Source organism: Pseudomonas peradeniyensis (assembly GCF_014268935.2).
Lineage (GTDB): Bacteria > Pseudomonadota > Gammaproteobacteria > Pseudomonadales > Pseudomonadaceae > Aquipseudomonas > Aquipseudomonas peradeniyensis.
Genome location: NZ_JABWRJ020000001.1, coordinates 1,671,171 through 1,687,957, shown reverse-complemented (window position 1 = coordinate 1,687,957; position 16,787 = coordinate 1,671,171). Strand labels below are relative to the sequence as shown.

General features: G+C 66.6%; 21 protein-coding genes. 14 read left to right on the top strand and 7 right to left on the bottom strand.

The window, feature by feature from the left end; genetic code table 11:
• Window positions 1–106: 106 nt before the first annotated feature.
• The 3 genes from HU751_RS07310 to HU751_RS07300 are packed head-to-tail and all read left to right on the top strand — an operon-like array spanning window position 107 to window position 2,222.
• Window positions 107–751, top strand: coding sequence for an STN domain-containing protein (locus HU751_RS07310; RefSeq protein ID WP_367616950.1), 645 nt, complete (start codon window positions 107–109; stop codon window positions 749–751).
• Window positions 748–1,290: an RNA polymerase sigma factor gene (locus HU751_RS07305; protein ID WP_050705431.1), complete on the top strand. Its 543-nt coding sequence runs from the start codon at window positions 748–750 to the stop codon at window positions 1,288–1,290. Before HU751_RS07310 ends, HU751_RS07305 begins: the two co-directional genes overlap by 4 nt.
• A gap of 29 nt (window positions 1,291–1,319) precedes the next feature.
• Window positions 1,320–2,222 carry a FecR family protein gene (locus HU751_RS07300; RefSeq protein WP_186735694.1) on the top strand — a complete coding sequence of 301 codons (903 nt, stop codon included), beginning with the start codon at window positions 1,320–1,322 and terminating at the stop codon, window positions 2,220–2,222.
• On the opposite strand, the gene HU751_RS07295 is transcribed toward HU751_RS07300, so the two are convergent.
• Window positions 2,215–2,808, bottom strand: a complete 594-nt coding sequence (locus HU751_RS07295; protein WP_186735692.1) for a type II secretion system protein GspJ — start codon at window positions 2,806–2,808, stop codon at window positions 2,215–2,217. The genes HU751_RS07300 and HU751_RS07295 overlap by 8 nt on opposite strands.
• Complete coding sequence (gene gspH, locus HU751_RS07290; protein WP_186735690.1) at window positions 2,805–3,239, bottom strand: type II secretion system minor pseudopilin GspH; 435 nt, start codon at window positions 3,237–3,239, stop codon at window positions 2,805–2,807. The genes HU751_RS07295 and gspH overlap by 4 nt, the downstream gene beginning before the upstream one ends.
• A 114-nt stretch (window positions 3,240–3,353) precedes the next feature.
• On the opposite strand from gspH, the gene HU751_RS07285 reads away from it, so the two are divergent.
• Complete coding sequence (locus HU751_RS07285) at window positions 3,354–3,794, top strand: general secretion pathway protein GspC (protein ID WP_186735688.1); 441 nt, start codon at window positions 3,354–3,356, stop codon at window positions 3,792–3,794.
• On the opposite strand, the gene HU751_RS07280 is transcribed toward HU751_RS07285, so the two are convergent.
• On the bottom strand, window positions 3,776–4,255 hold the full coding sequence (locus HU751_RS07280; RefSeq protein ID WP_186735686.1) for a GNAT family N-acetyltransferase: 480 nt from the start codon (window positions 4,253–4,255) through the stop codon (window positions 3,776–3,778). The genes HU751_RS07285 and HU751_RS07280 overlap by 19 nt on opposite strands.
• Window positions 4,256–4,453: 198 nt before the next feature.
• Here HU751_RS07280 and HU751_RS07275 point away from each other — a divergent pair, with 198 nt between their 5' ends.
• From HU751_RS07275 to HU751_RS07255, 5 genes are all read left to right on the top strand, one after another.
• Window positions 4,454–4,909, top strand: coding sequence for an REP-associated tyrosine transposase (locus tag HU751_RS07275; RefSeq protein ID WP_186735684.1), 456 nt, complete (start codon window positions 4,454–4,456; stop codon window positions 4,907–4,909).
• Between the two features lie 423 nt (window positions 4,910–5,332).
• Window positions 5,333–5,953 (top strand): LysE family translocator, encoded by a 621-nt coding sequence (locus tag HU751_RS07270; protein ID WP_186732858.1) that lies wholly within the window; start codon window positions 5,333–5,335, stop codon window positions 5,951–5,953.
• 18 nt (window positions 5,954–5,971) lie between these two features.
• On the top strand, window positions 5,972–6,844 hold the full coding sequence (locus HU751_RS07265) for an alpha/beta fold hydrolase (RefSeq protein WP_186732857.1): 873 nt from the start codon (window positions 5,972–5,974) through the stop codon (window positions 6,842–6,844).
• 289 nt (window positions 6,845–7,133) lie between these two features.
• On the top strand, window positions 7,134–8,270 hold the full coding sequence (locus HU751_RS07260; protein WP_186732856.1) for an HlyD family secretion protein: 1,137 nt from the start codon (window positions 7,134–7,136) through the stop codon (window positions 8,268–8,270).
• A complete protein-coding gene (locus tag HU751_RS07255) occupies window positions 8,260–9,768 on the top strand; it encodes an MDR family MFS transporter (protein ID WP_186732855.1) in 1,509 nt (502 codons plus the stop codon). The genes HU751_RS07260 and HU751_RS07255 overlap by 11 nt, the downstream gene beginning before the upstream one ends.
• A 3-nt stretch (window positions 9,769–9,771) precedes the next feature.
• On the opposite strand, the gene HU751_RS07250 is transcribed toward HU751_RS07255, so the two are convergent.
• The gene (locus tag HU751_RS07250; RefSeq protein ID WP_186732854.1) at window positions 9,772–10,377 is read right to left on the bottom strand and encodes an START domain-containing protein; all 606 of its coding nucleotides are present in this window, start codon (window positions 10,375–10,377) and stop codon (window positions 9,772–9,774) included.
• A gap of 80 nt (window positions 10,378–10,457) precedes the next feature.
• Window positions 10,458–11,294 (bottom strand): bifunctional allantoicase/(S)-ureidoglycine aminohydrolase, encoded by an 837-nt coding sequence (locus HU751_RS07245; protein ID WP_028692239.1) that lies wholly within the window; start codon window positions 11,292–11,294, stop codon window positions 10,458–10,460.
• Window positions 11,295–11,549: 255 nt separating this feature from the next.
• Here HU751_RS07245 and HU751_RS07240 point away from each other — a divergent pair, with 255 nt between their 5' ends.
• From HU751_RS07240 to HU751_RS07230, 3 genes are all read left to right on the top strand, one after another.
• Complete coding sequence (locus HU751_RS07240) at window positions 11,550–12,458, top strand: NHL repeat-containing protein (RefSeq protein WP_186732853.1); 909 nt, start codon at window positions 11,550–11,552, stop codon at window positions 12,456–12,458.
• A gap of 64 nt (window positions 12,459–12,522) precedes the next feature.
• Window positions 12,523–12,945: a PA0061/PA0062 family lipoprotein gene (locus tag HU751_RS07235; protein ID WP_186732852.1), complete on the top strand. Its 423-nt coding sequence runs from the start codon at window positions 12,523–12,525 to the stop codon at window positions 12,943–12,945.
• 43 nt (window positions 12,946–12,988) lie between these two features.
• A complete protein-coding gene (locus HU751_RS07230) occupies window positions 12,989–13,606 on the top strand; it encodes a dTMP kinase (RefSeq protein ID WP_186732851.1) in 618 nt (205 codons plus the stop codon).
• Here the strand turns inward: HU751_RS07230 and HU751_RS07225 are convergent, their stop codons facing one another.
• Entirely contained in the window at window positions 13,607–14,497 is an 891-nt protein-coding gene (locus tag HU751_RS07225; protein WP_186732850.1) for a LysR family transcriptional regulator, read from the bottom strand.
• Between the two features lie 106 nt (window positions 14,498–14,603).
• Here HU751_RS07225 and HU751_RS07220 point away from each other — a divergent pair, with 106 nt between their 5' ends.
• Both HU751_RS07220 and HU751_RS26800 read left to right on the top strand, forming a co-directional pair.
• On the top strand, window positions 14,604–15,611 hold the full coding sequence (locus tag HU751_RS07220) for a zinc-binding alcohol dehydrogenase family protein (protein ID WP_186732849.1): 1,008 nt from the start codon (window positions 14,604–14,606) through the stop codon (window positions 15,609–15,611).
• Window positions 15,612–15,675: 64 nt separating this feature from the next.
• A complete protein-coding gene (locus HU751_RS26800) occupies window positions 15,676–16,002 on the top strand; it encodes a putative quinol monooxygenase (RefSeq protein ID WP_367616949.1) in 327 nt (108 codons plus the stop codon).
• A gap of 14 nt (window positions 16,003–16,016) precedes the next feature.
• Here HU751_RS26800 and HU751_RS07210 read toward each other — a convergent pair whose 3' ends face one another.
• Entirely contained in the window at window positions 16,017–16,787 is a 771-nt protein-coding gene (locus tag HU751_RS07210) for an SDR family NAD(P)-dependent oxidoreductase (protein ID WP_186732847.1), read from the bottom strand.

The following is a 16,787-nucleotide window of genomic DNA, read 5'->3' as shown; positions in this document are numbered from 1 at the left end:
TCGGGGTGAAGCTTTGGTTGCCGCAGGCTGTCACCACAGCGTCATACACAGGCCCCAGGATGACGTTTCCCCGGCGACGGCGGCCAGCAAGGAGGCCCGGACAGCTGTGCGTGCATTGCTCGTGGCCGTCGCGCTGATGCTGGCCTGGTTGCTGGCGGCCCCCGGGCTGCGTGGCCAGCCATTGCTGGCCCTGGATATCCCGGCCCAGGCGCTGGACCGGGCGCTGGAGAGCTTCGGTCGGCAGAGCGGCCTGGCGGTGCTGGTCGACCAGGCGTTGCTCGCCGGCCAGCGCTCCAGCCAGGTCCAGGGGCGTTACCCAGCGCGTGAAGGCCTGCAGCGACTGTTGCAGGGCACCGGCCTGCAGGCGCACTACAGTGGCGGCGGCTTCACCCTGCAACCGCTGCGCATACGCGGCACGGTCGAGCGTGGGCGCAACGGCGGCCTGTCATCGGGCAGTTATGCGCTGGCGTTGCAGCACGCGGTCGAGCACGCCCTGTGCGCCTCGCCGCTGACCCGGCCGGGCGCTTACCGGGCGGCCTTGCAGGTGTGGATCGACGGCAGTGGCCAGCTGGTGCAGAGCCGTCTGCTGGCCAGCACCGGCGACTTCGCCCGCGATGCCGCGCTGGTCGAGCGCCTGCGCACGGTGCGCCTGGAACAGGCGCCGCCGACATCCCTGGCGCAGCCGCTGACCCTGCTGCTGCGTCCGGAACCTATGGATTGCCCACTTTCGCAAGGAGCTGCGGCGGCATGAACAAACCTCGGGACAGTGCGCTGGTCAAGCTGTTTCTGACCTCCTACGACGCCTTCAGGGTGCGCCTGAGGCGCCGCCTCGGTTCTGACGACCTGGCCAACGACGTGCTGCAGGAAACCTACCTGCGGGTGGACCGCATGGACGCGACGCACGACCTGCAGCGCCCCGGCGCCTACCTGTACCGCATGGCCCTGAACGTCGCCGCCGACCGCCGCGAGGCCGACGCCCGGCTGCTCACCGGCGCCGAGGTCGAGGCGCTGCTGCAGGTGGCCGAAGACCAGGACCCGGCGCGCATCGTCGGCGGCCAGCGCGAGATCCAGAACCTGCTGGGCGCCCTCTACGAGCTGCCGGCCCGGCGTCGGCGGATCTTCATCGCCGCTCGCCTGGAGGAGGCCTCGCACCTGGAAATCTCCCAGCGCTTCGGCATCTCCACGCGTACGGTGGAGAAGGAACTCAAGGCGGCGCTGGGGCATTGCGCGATGCGCCTGGACAGAAAAGTGTTTCAGCGGTTCGGTCCCGGCGCGGGAAAACCGTCTTGAACGATAGTCGACCTCTTCATGTGAGCCCCATGTCCCAGATTCCGCCCGATTCCGACTTGCAGCGCCAGGCACAGGACTGGCTGCTGCGGCTGACGTCCGGCCAGGCCACCCAGGCCGATGCCCGGGCCCTGCGCCAGTGGTGCGCGCGCAGCCCGGCGCATGCCGAGGCGTTCGCCCAGGCCCGCCAGCTCTGGTACCTGCTCGGCCCCGCGGCACGACAAGCCGGGCAGGGCGCGCCGCTGCTCGGTCGCCGAGCGTTGTTGGGCGGCGCGCTGGCGGCGTCGGTGGCGCTGGTGGCCTGGCGTGGCGGACTGCTCGAGGAGGCCATGGCGCCGGCACCGGCGTTTGCCACCGATATCGGCGAGCAGCAACGGGTAGCGCTGATGCCCGGGATCGAGCTTGAGCTGAACGTGCGCACCCGGGTCAGCCGCGAGGCCGAGGGGATCGCCCTGCTCGCCGGCGAGATCGAGGTGCAGGCCGGCCAGCCCCTTCAGGTGCGGGCGCAGGATGGGGTGATCAGCACCGAGCAGGCCCGGTTCAACGTGCGCGAGGACGATGAGGGAGTCTGCGTCACCTGTCTGGGCGGAGAGTTGCGTGTGGCCGTCCAGGGCCGGGTCGAGGTGCTCCCTGCAGGTCGCCAGCTGCGCTATGGCGCGCAAGGCATCGGGATGCCGGAGTCGTTCGACCCGAGCCAGGTGATGGCTTGGCGTGAGCGCATGCTGGTGTTCCGCGACGCGCCGTTGGCCCGGGTGATCGACGAGATCAACCGCTACCGCCCGGGACGCCTGGTGCTGCTCAACCCCACGCTGGGCCGCCGGCGGGTGCAGGCGCGGTTCAGTTTCGACCAGCTGCGCCAAGCCGCCGAACTGATCCGCGTCGCCTATGGCGCACGCTGCCTGGAGCTGCCGGGCGGCGTGGTGCTGGTCAGTTGAACGGGCCCAGCACCTGGCGGTAACGCTCCTCGCCCTGGGGGCCGCGCCGGGTCAGGCGCACCTCGAGGCCGGCGGGGTTGTCGTCGGCCTCGCTGGCCGGTGAGCGCCAGCCGCCCTTGGCCTGCCAGCTGCGCAGGTCGAAGGCGCTGACGTTGTCCAGCACGGCCACCGCGGCCTTGGGCGCGGGCAGCGCAAAGCGCTCGCGCAGTGGCGCGGCGGCGCGATACAGGGTGCCGCCGCGTACGTACCAGCGCACCCGTTGCAAGCCGCTGCCGGAGACAGCGCCGGAACGCACCAGCTCGAGACGATCGGCACGGGCGCGTACGGCGGGCAGCAACGGCTTGCCCGACGGTTCGTGGCCGGGCAGGGGTGGTTCGACCAGTTCGACGGTGGCGCGCAGGGCCAGGTCGCGTTCCAGCTGCTGGAACACCCGCAGGATCGCCTGTTGGTCCTCGCTGGCCTCACGCACATGCCGGTCGGCGCGGCTGACGCTGTCCAGCCCGCGCCAGGCGATCAGGCTGACCACCGCCATCAGTAGGATGGCGATCATCACTTCGATCAGGGTGAAACCCGCCTGCCGGTTCATGGCTGGCTTACCCGGACCTGGCCGGCGGCGTTGCGCGCCAGTTCCATCCGCAGCGCGCCGCTACTCAGGCGCAGGGTCAGCGGCGTGCCGATCCACTCGCCGTCGAGCCACACCGCGCCACGGGGCTCGCGTTGTACCTTGACCGCCTCGGCCTGCCAGCGGCGCGGCTTGAGCGGGCCATCTGCGAGCACCCGGCCATCGGCGCGCACGAATCGGTAACCGTCGCGATCGCTTTGCCAGCGCAGCGGCTGGCCGTCGGCCTGGGCCTCGCTCTGCGCCAATTCCAACAGGCGCGCCAGGCGCTCGGCGTCGGCACGCAGGTGCTTGCCGGGGTCGGGGCGGATGTTCAGGCTGATGGCGGCGCTGGCGATACCGACGATCACCAGCACCACCATCAGTTCGATCAGGGTGAAACCACGTTGTCCGTTCACGGGGCGCTCCTTGTCCTGCCAGGCAGCTTGCCCGAGCAAGATGATCGCCGTGTGAAACAAAACCGTGAGAATCGGACGGTATGCTGGGCACAGGCACACAAGGAGCGCGTGACCATGCGTATTGCCCGTCCCAACCTGTCCCGCGGCCTGCTGTTGCAGGGGCTGGGGGTATTGGCCCTAATCGCCGGTCTGGCGACTTGGGCCAGCCTCTTGTTGCAACCCTCGCCGGACGTAGCCCCGCTGCAACCTGCCGAGGCCCTGGCGTCGAGCGAAACGCCAGCTGGGCGTTGGTTTGCCGACCTGCCGTTACAGGTGCAGGTCCAGGTCAGCGGGGTGATGGCCGGCAGCCAGGGTGCGGTGGCCATCGTCAGCATCGACGGTGGCCCGGCGCGTGCCGTGCGCAGCGGCGAAGAGCTGGCCCGTGGCGTGCGCCTGGTTGCCATCGAAGGCCGCGGCCTGGTGATCGAACGCGGCGGCCAGCGCAGCCGCGTCGAGGTGCCGGTTTTGGCGCAGGCGTCGTTCTGGGGTGAGGCGCCTCAGCCTTCGGCGAACTGACGCAGGCGCTCGCCGTCGAGGCGGTAGCGGATCCACTCGTCCTGCGGTTCGGCGCCCAGCGAGCGGTAGAAGCCGATGGCCGGCTCGTTCCAGTCCAGCACGCTCCATTCCAGGCGACCGCAGCCATTCTCCACCGCCTCGCGGGCGATATGCCGCAGCAGCGTGCGCCCGGCACCGTCGCCACGCTGCTGGGGCATGACGTAGAGATCCTCGAGGTAGATGCCGTTGCGCCCCAGCCAGGTGGAGTAGCTGTAGAAGTAGACGGCGAAACCGATGGCCTGGCCGTCGCGCTCGCAGACCAGGCTGCGCACCGTGCTGCTCGCGTCGAACAGGCTGTGCTCGATGTCGGCGAGGGTCGCCACCACTTCGTGGCGGGCGCGCTCGTAGTCGGCCAGCTCGGTGATGAAGGCCAGGATCTGGGCGGCATCGCCGCGGACTGCGGGGCGGATGGTCACGGGCATGGTGGGGCTTCCTTGTAATTGGTAGGTCGGTAGTGTCAGGGAGGATGAGGTAAGGCCGCCAGGTGTCTGGCGGAAGATTTTCGGGGCCAGGGGGGCGAGCGCAAGTCACCTTCGAAAAGTACTGAAAAGACTCCTCTGCCCAACCGGTGATCGCTAATGCTAGGCTGGTTCTGGGTATGCCATTTATGGACGACCCACATGCCAATCCCAAAAAGTAGCCACCTGCGTCGTGGCAGATACTCAGAGTCCGGTAGGTTCTATCTGCTGACCACAGTAACGCATCGTCGCCGACCCTTGTTCCTCGATTTCCACTATGCACGCACGGTAGTCAAGTACCTGCGCCTGGCTGACCAGGAAGGTAGTTGCCAGTCACTGGCCTGGGTTGTGATGCCTGACCATCTTCATTGGTTGGTTGAATTGGAAGATGTGACACTGAGCACGTTGATGCGTTACTTCAAGGCTAGGTCCAGTCAAGAACTGCACAAGGTTGGGGGCAGCTCAACACCCGTCTGGCAAGCCGGTTATCACGATCGTGCCTTACGAAAGGAGGACGATGTGGTCATGGTTGCAAGGTACATCATTGCCAATCCGTTGCGAGCAGGGTTAGTGGACAGTGTGGGTAGCTACTCGCACTGGGATGCGATCTGGTTGTAGGGGTGTTCGTCTTGAGATTTCAGCGCCTGTGAGATCGAGCGCCGCCCGCGCGGCGCATCGCGGATGAATCCGCTCCTACATTTGTTGCAACGTGGCCATGCCTGATAGGCCATGGTTGTAAGCCTTGTGGGCTCGACGCGATTTTTCGACGTGCATTGCCGCCGCCCCACCTGTCTCAAGACAGGCGCCAAGGCTGGCAACCATGGCCTGACAGGTTCGGCACGTTGCAACAAATGTAGGAGCGGATTCATCCGCGATGCGCCGCGCGGGCGGCGCTCGATCTCAAGAACGACAGAAGCCTCAAGCCATACAACCAGCTCAGAAATGTGTATCCACGCAATTTCACCCAACTGTACCGGTCATTGCATCCAACCCTCCGCTACTGTGGCCTTTCGATAATCAGAAAAGCCGGAAACCGCCGCCATGCTTGCCTCGCTCGATCTGCTCAGTGCGTTCGTCCTGTTCGCCTTCGTCTCTTCCATCACCCCCGGTCCGAACAACACCATGCTGCTGGCCTCGGGGGTCAACTTCGGCGTGCGCCGCACCATTCCCCACGCCCTGGGCATCAGCGTCGGCTTCATGGTGATGGTACTGGCGGTGGGCCTTGGGCTGGGCGAGGTGTTCAAGGCCTGGCCGCCGCTGTACAGCATCCTGCGCTACGCGGGCGCGGCGTACCTGCTGTACCTGGCCTGGAAGATCGCCACCTCAGGGCCGATGTCCGGCGATGCCGCCGGCAGCCGCAAGCCGCTTGGGTTCTGGGGCGCCGCGGCATTCCAGTGGGTCAACCCGAAGGCCTGGGTGATGGCGATCGGGGCGATCACCACCTATACGCCGGCCCAGGGCTACGTGTTCAACGTAATCGTCATCGCCACCGTTTTTGCCCTGGTGAACCTGCCCAGCGTCGGCATCTGGGTGATGTTCGGCAGCGCCTTGCGCAACCTGCTGCGCAATCCGCGCGCAGTGGTGCTGTTCAATGTCCTGATGGCCGTGCTGCTGGTGATTTCACTGTATCCGCTGCTGTTTGTAGAATCGGCGTTTTCCTAGAGCCGATGAGTGCCGTCGATGGAGTTGATTCCCTGGTCCCATGAATGCGCGGAAGGTTTTACCCTGCGCGGATGGCGAACCCCCGCCAGCGGCAGGCCGCTGCTGCACTTTCTGCATGGCAACGGCTTCTGCAGCCTGGTTTACCAACCCATGCTCATGCGCCTGGGCGAGCATTTCGACCTGTGGCTGAGCGATGTGCAAGGCCATGGCGACAGTGATCACGGCGGCGCCTTTTGCGGTTGGAACCGCAGCGCGGCGCTGGCGGTGGAGGCGTTCGAGGTCGGGCGTGGCGAGTATGGCGATGTCCCGCGCTACGCCCTGGGCCACAGTTTCGGCGGCGTGCTCACCGGGCTGATCCTGGCCAGCGAGCCGCAATTGTTCCAGCGCGCCGTGCTGCTGGATCCGGTGCTGTTCAGCCGGCGCATGATCGGGGTGATGGGCGCCGCCGGCATGGTCGGCCTGCACCGTCGCCACGCCCTGGCGCGCAAGGCCGCCACCCGCCGCAGCCACTGGCCTGATCGCGAGGCGGCGCAGGCCTCGCTGCAAGGGCGCGGGATCTTCAAGGGCTGGACCGACACCGCCTTGCAGGCCTATGTGGAGCACGCCATCGGCGATTGCGGCGAAGGCGTGGTGCTCAAGTGCCGGCCCAGCCGTGAGGTGGAGATCTTCAGTTCGTTCCCCGAGCGTATGTGGCAGCAGCTGGGCAGCATCCAGACACCGACGCGGATCCTGTACGGCGAGCAGACCTATCCGTTCGTGCCACATTCGGTACAGCGCCTGGCGGGGCTCAACGCCCGGGTGAGTGCGCAGCAGGTGGCAGGTGGGCACTGCTTCATGCAGGAAGATCCGCAGATGGCCGCAGAGCAGGTGCTGGCGTTCCTGCAGGATTGAACGCATCCCACAACGAACACACCCCGCCCTGCGGGAGCGGCCTTGCCGAGGCGTCGGACCGGTCGGAAAGGGCTGCGTAGCAGCCCCGGCGATTTTTGCGTAAATGCTGACATCCTGGGGCCGTTGCACGGCCCTTTCGCGACACAAGGCCGCTCCCACAGGTGCTCTAACCCGCCATTGGTGTTAGTTGATCTGCTGTCCATTTCGCGACGATTGCTTGCTGATTCGCGAGCGAACGACAATCGCAGATTCCGTACCCTGACGCTCCCCCCATCGGATGGAGCCCAGCATGAACCAGGCGGTCAGCCCAGATCCCCAGCACACCCTCGAGCAAACCCGCGGCCGGCATCGCCAGCGTCTGCTGCGTTTCGGCCTGGCCGGGGGGCTCGGGCTGCTGGTGGCGGCCTATGGCGGCTACTGGTGGCTCGACGGCCGTTTCCTGGAGCAGACCGACGACGCCTACGTGCGCGCCGACTGGGCACCGATCAGTGCCCGGGTCAGTGGCTACGTGGCCGAGGTGGCGGTGGCGGACAACGCCACGGTCAAGGCCGGCGACCTGCTGGTGCGCCTGGACGAACGGGACTTTCGCGACCGCCTGCGCAAGGCCGAGGCGCACCTGGCGGTGAGCGAGGCGGCGCTGCAGGTGCAGCGCATGCGCCTGCGTGCCTTCGCCGCCGAACAGGACGAGCAGGCCCACGCCATCGCCCGTGCCGACGCCGAACGCGGTGGCAGCCGCGGCGAGGCGCAACGGGCCGAGGCCGACTGGCAGCGCTACCAGCACCTGGCGCAATGGCAGGCGGCCAGCGTGCAGCGCATGGAGCAGGCCCGCGCCACCCGCATCCAGGCCCAGGCCATGCAGCGCGCCGCCGACGCTGAACTGGCCCGCCAGCACGCGCGCAAGGCGATGCTGGAGCAGCAGGGCAAGCAACTGGACGCCGAGCTGCTGCAGCGCCAGGCCGACCTCGACCAGGCCCGCGCCGAGGCCGACCTGGCCCGCAGCGCCCTGGCCGACACCGAGATCCGCGCGCCGTTCGACGGCGTGGTCGGCCAGCGCAAGGTGCGCCAGCAGCAGTACGTCACCCCCGGCCTGCCGCTGCTGGCGCTGGTGCCGGTGGCGCAGGCCTACGTGGTGGCCAACTTCAAGGAAACCCAGCTGGCGCAGATGCGTCCCGGCCAGCCGGTGACCCTTGAGGTCGACACCTTCGGCCAGCACTGGCGCGGTACGGTGGACAGCGTCTCCCCAGGCTCCGGCGCGGTGTTCGCACTGCTGCCGCCGGACAACGCCACCGGCAACTTCACCAAGATCGTCCAGCGCTTTCCGGTACGCATCCACCTCGACCTGGAGGGCGACGACAGCCCACGGCTGCTGCCCGGCATGTCGGTGATCGCCACCGTCGACACCCGGCAGGCCCGCCATGAGCGCTGAAGACAAAGTCTCCCTGCGTGCCTGGGTGGCGGTGATCGGCGGCCTGTTCGGCTGTTTCATGGCCGGCATGAACGTGCATGTCACCAGCGCCGCCCTGCCCGAGATCGAGGGCGCGCTGGGGGCCAGCTTCGAGGAAGGCTCGTGGATCTCCACCGCCTACCTGGTGGCCGAGATCAGCATGATCCCGTTGACCGCCTGGCTGGTGCAGGTGTTCTCCCTGCGTCGGGTCATGCTGGTGGGCTCGGCGGTGTTCCTGGTCAGCTCGGTGAGCTGCGCCATGGCCGGCAGCCTGGAGGCGATGATCAGCCTGCGGGTGATCCAGGGCGCCTCCGGCGCGGTGCTGATCCCGCTGTCGATGCAGTTGATCATCACCGAGCTGCCGGCCAGCCGCCTGGCGCTGGGCATGGCGCTGTTCAGCCTGTCCAACAGCGTGGCCCAAGCCGCCGGGCCGTCGATCGGCGGCTGGCTCACCGACATGTACTCCTGGCGCTGGATCTTCCTGCTGCAGCTGCCGCCGGGCGTTGCCCTGCTGGCGGCGGTGGCCTGGTCGATCAAGGGCCAGGCCGGTGATCGCAGTGCCCTGCGCCAGGCGGATTGGCTGGGCATCGTCGCCATGGCGCTGGGGCTGGGGGCCTTGCAGGTGGTGCTGGAGGAGGGCGGGCGCAAGGATTGGTTCGAATCGCGCTTCATCGTCGGCTTCAGCCTCGTCGCGGTGATCGCCCTGGCGCTGTTCATCCAGCGCCAGCTGTGGGGCGCGCGGCCGTTCATCAACCTGCGCCTGCTGGGCAGCTACAACTTCGGCGTGTCGAGCCTGGCCATGGCGGTGTTCGGCGCGGCGACCTTCGGCCTGGTGTTCCTGGTGCCCAACTACCTGTCGCTGGTGCAGGGCTACAGTGCCAGCGAGATCGGCAAGAGCCTGATCGCCTACGGCATGGTCCAGCTGCTGCTGGCGCCGTTGCTGCCACGGCTGATGCGCTGGCTCAACGCCAAGCTGCTGGTGGCCAGCGGCTTCGCCATCATGGCCCTGGGCTGCTGGCTGGGATCGACACTGACGGTGGACGCGGGCAGCAACGTGATCATCCCTTCGACGGTGGTGCGCGGCATCGGCCAGCCGTTGATCATGGTGGCGCTGTCGGTGCTGGCGGTGAAGGGCCTGGACAAGGCCCAGGCCGGCTCGGCCTCGGCGCTGATCTCGATGCTGCGCAACCTCGGCGGCGCGCTGGGCACGGCGCTGCTGACGCAACTGGTGTCGCAGCGCGAGCGCTTTCATTCGGTGCGGGTGGGCGAAGGGCTGACCCTGTTCGACGGCGCGCTGCAGCAGCGCCTGCCCGGCGGCATGGTCGATCCGCAGTCACCGCAGGTGATGCAGACCTTGGCGTTGATCGACCGCAGCGTGCGCGAGCAGGCTTACCTGATGGCCTATTCGGATGCGTTCTACCTGTCGTGCGTGGCGCTGCTCGGTTGCGCGCTGGCGTCCCTGCTGCTGCGCAGTCGCTAGCAATTACGGTTGACGCTCGGCCACCGCCCGCAAGGTCTTCAGGGTGACCATCGGCGCATCGACGACGAAGCGGTTGGCCAGCCAGCCCGGCACATCGCCGGCCGGGTCGGCGCGCAGCTGGTAGGTGACCTCGGTCTCGCGCTCGCCCAGCGGGCGCATGATCCACTCGCCGCTGAGCCGGCGCACGCGGATCAGCCCGGGCGCGGCCGGCACCCGTCCGGGCTCGGCGCTCAGGTGGCGGACCAGGGTGTCGTCGTCGAGGCGCTCGGTGCGTACCTTGAGCACCATGTCGCGGGGCTTGGCTGGCCAGGGCAGGGCGGTGGTGAGGTAGACCCAGGTGGTGTCGCCGTCCACCTCCAGCAGGCGCATGTCGGCGCAGGCGTACAGCCATTTACAGGCCACCCGCAGGTTCTCCTGCAGGTCGGTGAGGGTACGCAGGCTGGCCTTGATCCGGGCGATGCCGCGGAACTGCTGGTAGGGCGAACCGTCGACGCTGCTCAGGTAGACATCGATGCCGTCTTCCTGGTGGGCGAGTTGCCAATCGTCTGCCCACGGCAAGGTGCCCGGCAGCAGGAGCAGCAGGACAAGCATAGGGCGTAGGTGGGTCATGGCGGGGAGGTCGAAAGGGAAGGTCCGATCAGTATGGATCAAGACCTGCAGGAGCGGGCGTGCCCGCTCCTGCATGCTCATCAACGCTGCGGATTGAGCGTCAGGTGCACGTGACGGTTGACGTCCTTGTACAGCAGGTAGCTGAACGGGCCCGGGCCGCCGGAGTAGCAGGCCTGTGGGCAGAAGGCGCGCAGCCACATGAAGTCGCCGGCCTCGACCTCGACCCAGTCCTGGTTCAGGCGGTACACCGCCTTGCCTTCCAGCACGTACAGGCCGTGTTCCATGACGTGGGTCTCGGCGAACGGAATCACGCCGCCCGGCTGGAACGTCACGATGTTCACGTGCATGTCGTGGCGCATGTCGGCCATGTCGACGAAGCGGGTGGTGACCCAACGGCCTTCGGTGCCCGGCATCTCGATGACGGTGGCGTTGTCGCGGTGGGTGACGAACGACTCCGGAACCGGCAGGCCTTCGACCTTCTGGTAGTGCTTGCGCAGCCAGTGGAAGGTGACGTTGGCCTTGCTGTTGTTGCGCAGGCTCCAGTCGGCGCCCGGGGCCAGGAACGCGTAGCCGCCGGGAACCAGGGTGTGGTGCTTGCCTTCGACGGTGATGTCGATCTCGCCCTCGACCACGAACAGCACCGCTTCGGCGTTCGGGTCCAGCTCAGGACGCTCGCTGCCGCCTTCAGGGGCGACTTCGACGATGTACTGGGAGAAGGTTTCGGCGAAACCGGTCAGCGGACGGGCGATGACCCACATGCGCATCTTGTCCCAGAACGGCAGGTGGCTGGTGACGATGTCACGCATCACGCCCTTGGGGATGACGGCATAGGCTTCGGTGAACATGGCACGGTCAGTCAGCAGCTCGGTCTGAGCCGGGTGCCCACCGTGGGGGGCGAAGTAGGAAGGTTTCGACATGAACGGTCTCGACTTGTTGTTCTCTCCCCATGCCTTGGACCACACCGGCCGGTGCGTGCAGGGGATGCACCGCCAGCATAGGGGCGTGGCTGTGCCATCTACAAATTAAATGTTGGAATACCCGGTATCCAATTGCTGAATGTGATGACGGTATTCTCATGGCGCGGGTGTAGGAAGTTTCCCAGGTTTTATGGCAATGACATTTTTTTCACATCACCTTGCTAGCATCGCCAGCACTTCCACGGAGCTGAATCGATGATGCCTGTCCTGCGCAAACGTGCTGTCCGCCTCGCTCTGGCCGGTACCGGAGGCCTGGTGGCCTGTACCCTGGGTTTCTTCGCCTGGCAGTCCTTCTACCCGGTGCAGGCTGCCGAAGGCTGGAGCGTGCAAGTGCTGCACAACTCGGTGACCCGGGCTGCCTCGCTGCTGCCCCAGGCTGACGGCAGCCTGCTGGTCAGCCGCGAACTCAACGGCGGCAAGGGCAGCATCATGCGCATCACCGCCGAGGGCGACCGGATGGTGGTGCTCGAGGGCCTGTCCAAGCCCGATGGCATGGTCGCCGTCGACGGTGGCTGGGCGTTCAGCCAGGAGGTGGGCGGGGCGCCGGTCAGCGTGTCGCGCAACGGCCAGGTCAGCCAGCTGTTCGAAGGCAACAACGTGCAGGGCCTGTACAACGATGGCAAGCATCTTTACGCCATCGAGGACCGCAAGGGCGATGGCCGGCTGATGCGCTACGACTGGCGCAGCGGCGAGCTCGATGTGCTGCGTGCGGGCCTGACCGAAACCGAAGGCCTGACCCGCTGCACCGACGGGCGCCTGCTGTACACCGAGAAGGCCACCGGCAAGATCCGTGCGTTCAACGCCGAGGGTGCCGACCCGGTGGTGGTCGAGGGCCTGCGCAATCCGACGTTCCTGCTTTGCGACCAGCGTGGCTTGTGGATCAGTGAGGATTCGACCCACCGTGCGCGCCTGCTGCGCATCGACGGCGATGGTACTCGTCACACGGTGCTCAACTACCTGAAGGCGCCCCAGGCCATTGTCCCGGACGGCAAGGGTGGTTATCTGCTCGCCGAGGGTGGCCGCGACCGGGTGCTGCGCCTGACCCCGCCGGCTGCGCAGAGCACCGCCCAGGCCGAATCCCTGCCACGGGTGCCCGAAGCCTGACAAACCCCTCCGTTGCCAAGGCCACGGCGCTATCCTTGATACAGGCCCCAGAGGAGTCTTTGTCATGCGCCGGCTGATGCTGTTGTTCCTGATCACCGCCATCCCGGGTTGCCAGGCCCCAATGCCAGCCGCCAACCCACAGATGGCCTGGGTCGACCTCTCGCTGCCATTCCCCAACGACCGCGTGCTGCTGGCCGAACGCCTCGACAAGCAGCGCCTGGAAGAAGGTCGCTTCTTCCAGGTAACTCCCGGCAGCCATGAGCTGGTGGTCAGGTTCGACTACGAAACGAGCGGCGGTGGCGGGCTGAGCATGATGGGTGGCACCACCGTCCGCCAATGCTATCTGACCCTCGACTACGCCCATTTCCAGGCCGGCCAGCGCTATTTGCTCGAAGCACGCTCCATGGCCCTCACACCTGAGGCAAGGCTGTACAATGCCGCCCGGGAGATCGTCGCAGAGGTCAGCGAGTTCTACTGCCTGATGTAAGCCAATGCCTGTCGATGAAGGAAATCCAAACGTTGTGTGACGCATGAATCATTCGCTGTTCATTTCCCTCGACGGGCCCAAGGGCACCGGCAAGACCACGCTGCTGGAATCCGTCACCCAAGCGCTGAGGGCGGACAACAGGAAGGTGATCCGCATCAGCGAGAAGAAGAGCGATCCCTACCGGGGCGAAACCATGGCCCTGGTCAACCAGTTCGTCAGAAATCCCTGCCGGGATCTGGAGATGAAGGTCTGTGAGCGCCTTGCGCATAGCCGGGCCTGGATTTCCTGGCATGTGCTGGCCAGGCAGCCCAAGGACAGCATCATCCTGATCGACCGCTGGTATCCGTCCGATGCCGCGTTTCGCCGGCTGGTGCCGTTTGCCGAGATTCTACGGTTGAACATCGAATGCGACGTGCGGGTGCCGGACCTGCATGTGGGCGTGGTCACCGAGCCTGAAATTTCCTGGGCGAGGGCAGCGGCGCGCTCGCGTGGGTTGAGCAGTACCGTGATGTATGAACTGGATGAACACGTGGCCTGCACGCAAGCATTCGAGCAAGCCGTTGCCGATCAAGGCTGGTTCTTGTGCCGTAATGAAGACACCCTGGAAGTGGCGACACGGCAGGTGGTATCGGCGATCCAGGGCGTGCTGCCGGTAGCCTGATCAGTAGCGTTCAAGCGCGGCGAAGCGACTCGACAGCCAGGCGTGCAGCTGTTTCACCGCAGGCGACAACTGCTTGCGGTGCGGGCACACCAGGCTCAGCGGCATGCCCGGCCCGGGGTGATCCTGCAACAGCACGACGAGCCGTCCCGCCAATACATCGTCACTCACATCCAGCCAGGACTTGTAGGTGATCCCTTCGCCCGCCACGGCCCAGCGCCGGGCGATATCGGCATCGTCACAGAACAGGGCGCCACGCACCTGAACGGTCTGTGTCCCCAGTTGCCACTTGTCGTAGACCCGGCCCTGCTGCATGTACAGCAGGCACTGGTGCTCGCGCAGCGCCTCGGGCGTGTGCAGCGTGCCTTGCCGCGCCAGGTACTCGGGCGAGGCCACCAGCACCTTGCGGTTCCACGGCGCCAGTGGCAGGGCGATGTAGTTGGCGTCGGCATTCAGGCCGTAGCGGATGGCGATGTCCACCGGATCGCGGAACAGGTCGGCGATCTGGTCGGAGAGAAACAGGCGCAGGTTCAACTGTGGGTGCTCGCGGCGAAACGCCGTCAACCAGGGCAGCAACACGTTGCGCCCCAGGTCGGACGGCGCGGCCACCTGCAGGATCCCGTTCAAGCGGGCGCTTTCCTGCTGCAGGTTGTCCCGCCCTTGCCGGAGGGCCTCCAGGGCGGCCAGGGCCGAGGGCAGGTACTGCTCGCCTTCGGCCGTCAGGCGCAGGCTGCGCGTGGTGCGGGCAAACAGCCGTACATCCAGCTCACGCTCCAGGCGCTTGACCGCCTCGGCCGCCTGGCCGGGCAGCAGGTCGGCTTCGTGGGCGGCGGCGGTAAAGCTGCCCAACGCGGCGCTGCGAACGAAGATGCCCAGGTCGTCGAGGCGAATCATTTTCACTCCTGCAATGAAAGTGTTCACGGGCTCAGCCCGTTTTTCCCAACGACCGGACGCGCCAGACTGGGTTCACGAATCAAACCATATCCAGCAGCGAGTGCCTATGAAAGCGATCGGTTTTACCCAGAATGGCCTGCCCATCGAAGATCCTGCGTCTCTTCAGGACATCTTCATGCCCAGACCGAATCCAGGGCCCAGGGACATCCTGGTGGAGGTCAAGGCCGTGTCGGTCAACCCCGTCGACACCAAGGTCCGCGCCGGAACTTTCACGCGTGAGCCAAAAATACTCGGCTGGGACGCGGCCGGTATCGTCCGTGAAGTCGGCCCTCAGGTGACCCTGTACAAGCCAGGCGACCAGGTGTACTACGCCGGCTCCATCGCCAGGCCCGGCAGCTACAGCGAATATCACCTGGTCGACGAACGCATCGTCGGGCACCAACCGCGCAGCCTGGATGCGGCGCAGGCAGCAGCGCTGCCGCTGACGGCTATCACCGCCTGGGAACTGCTGTTCGACCGCTTAGGCTTGCTCGAAGGCGGCGGGGACGGCGATGCCCTGCTGATCATCGGCGCCGCCGGCGGCGTCGGCTCGATGCTGGTGCAACTGGCCCGGCAACTGACCCGCCTGACGGTCATCGGCACGGCCTCCCGCGCCGAGACCGCCGACTGGGTACGCGAACTGGGCGCCCATCATGTCATCGACCACAGCGCGCCGCTGCACGGGCAACTGCAGGCCCTGGGGATCGAGTCGGTCAGCCATGTCGCCAGCCTTACCCATACCGAGCAGCACTTCGCGCAACTGGTCGAGGTGCTGCGGCCACAAGGTCGCCTGGGGGTGATCGACGACCCGCAGACCCTGGATGTCATGCCGCTCAAGCGCAAGTCGCTGTCGCTGCACTGGGAGCTGATGTTCACCCGCTCGCTGTACCAGACCGACGACATGGTGCGCCAGCACGAGCTGCTCGAGCGGGTGGCCGGGCTGATCGACCAGGGCATCCTGCGCACCACCCTGGGCGAGCATTTCGGTGCCATCAATGCCGCCAACATGCGCCGTGCCCATGCGTTGGTCGAGAGCGGCAAGTCGCGGGGCAAGATCGTTCTGGAAGGCTTCTGAGCCCATCCGAGAGACAACGGCGGGCCGGTCGATCCGGCCCCTTGCGATTGACCAGGAGATTGATGTGAACCAACAAGACCATCCCCTCGTTTCCCTTGCCATCCTCAAGGCCAAGCCAGGCCAGGCAGCGTCGCTGAAAGCGGCCTTGCTGGCCTTGATCGAGCCGACCCGGGCGGAGCCCGGCAACCGCGACTACATGCTGTTCGAGCGTAGCGATGAGCCCGGGACGTTCTACATGCGCGAGGCGTTCGACCACCAGCAGGCCCTGGACACGCACCTGGCCACCGAGCACTTCCAGTGCTTTGCCGAGCAGGCCGACCAGCTGTTGGCGGAGCCGCTGCAACTGATCTTCCTCGATCCGGTGTCCACCGCCGTCGCGCCTCATCCCTGAGGAACGCCTGCGGATCACCAGGGAACGGGGCTGCCATCCCAGGCCCAGAACGTACCGGTCTCTGACGGCCCGTGCTGGCCGACAAGTTCGAGGATGCAACTGGCGGCAAACGCTGGCGCGAACAGCTTTTCGAGGGGCACATTGCCCTGGAATGGGCGTGAAAGTTGGGTATCGGTGGTGCCGGGGTGCAGGGCAAGCACTGTCGAGTCGGGGTTGAGCCGCTTGAGCTCGATGCTGGCCGTGCGCAACAACTGGTTGAGCGCGGCCTTGCTGGCGCGATAGCTGTACCAGCCGCCCAGGTGGTTGTCGCCGATCGACCCGACTCGCGCCGACAGGGCCGCGAAGGTGACGGGCTGGCGGCGCAGCAACGGCAACAGGTGATTGAGCAGCAGGACAGGGGCGAAGCAGTTGGTGGCGAAACTGGCCTGCAACCCCGCCAGATCCAGTTGCGCCAGCGACTTCTCGGCCCGCGCCGGCGGTGCTTGCAGCACACCGAGGGTACTGATGACCAGGTTCAGCTGATCGCAGCAGCCACGGACCTGGTCTGCCAGTGCTTGCAGCGCCTGTTCATCCCGAGCGTCGCAGTCGAGGCGAAGCAAACGGCGGCCGTGCGTCTGGGCCAGCACATCCAGCTCGGGGCTGCTGGTTGCCTGTCGCGAAACAGCGAGCAGCAGTCCGACGTCATCACGTGCCAACAGCTGCGAGCACAGGGCAAGACCGATGCCCTGGCTGGCGCCGCAGACCAGCACGTTGGCGGGTGCATGGAGATGGGTGATCAGGCTCAT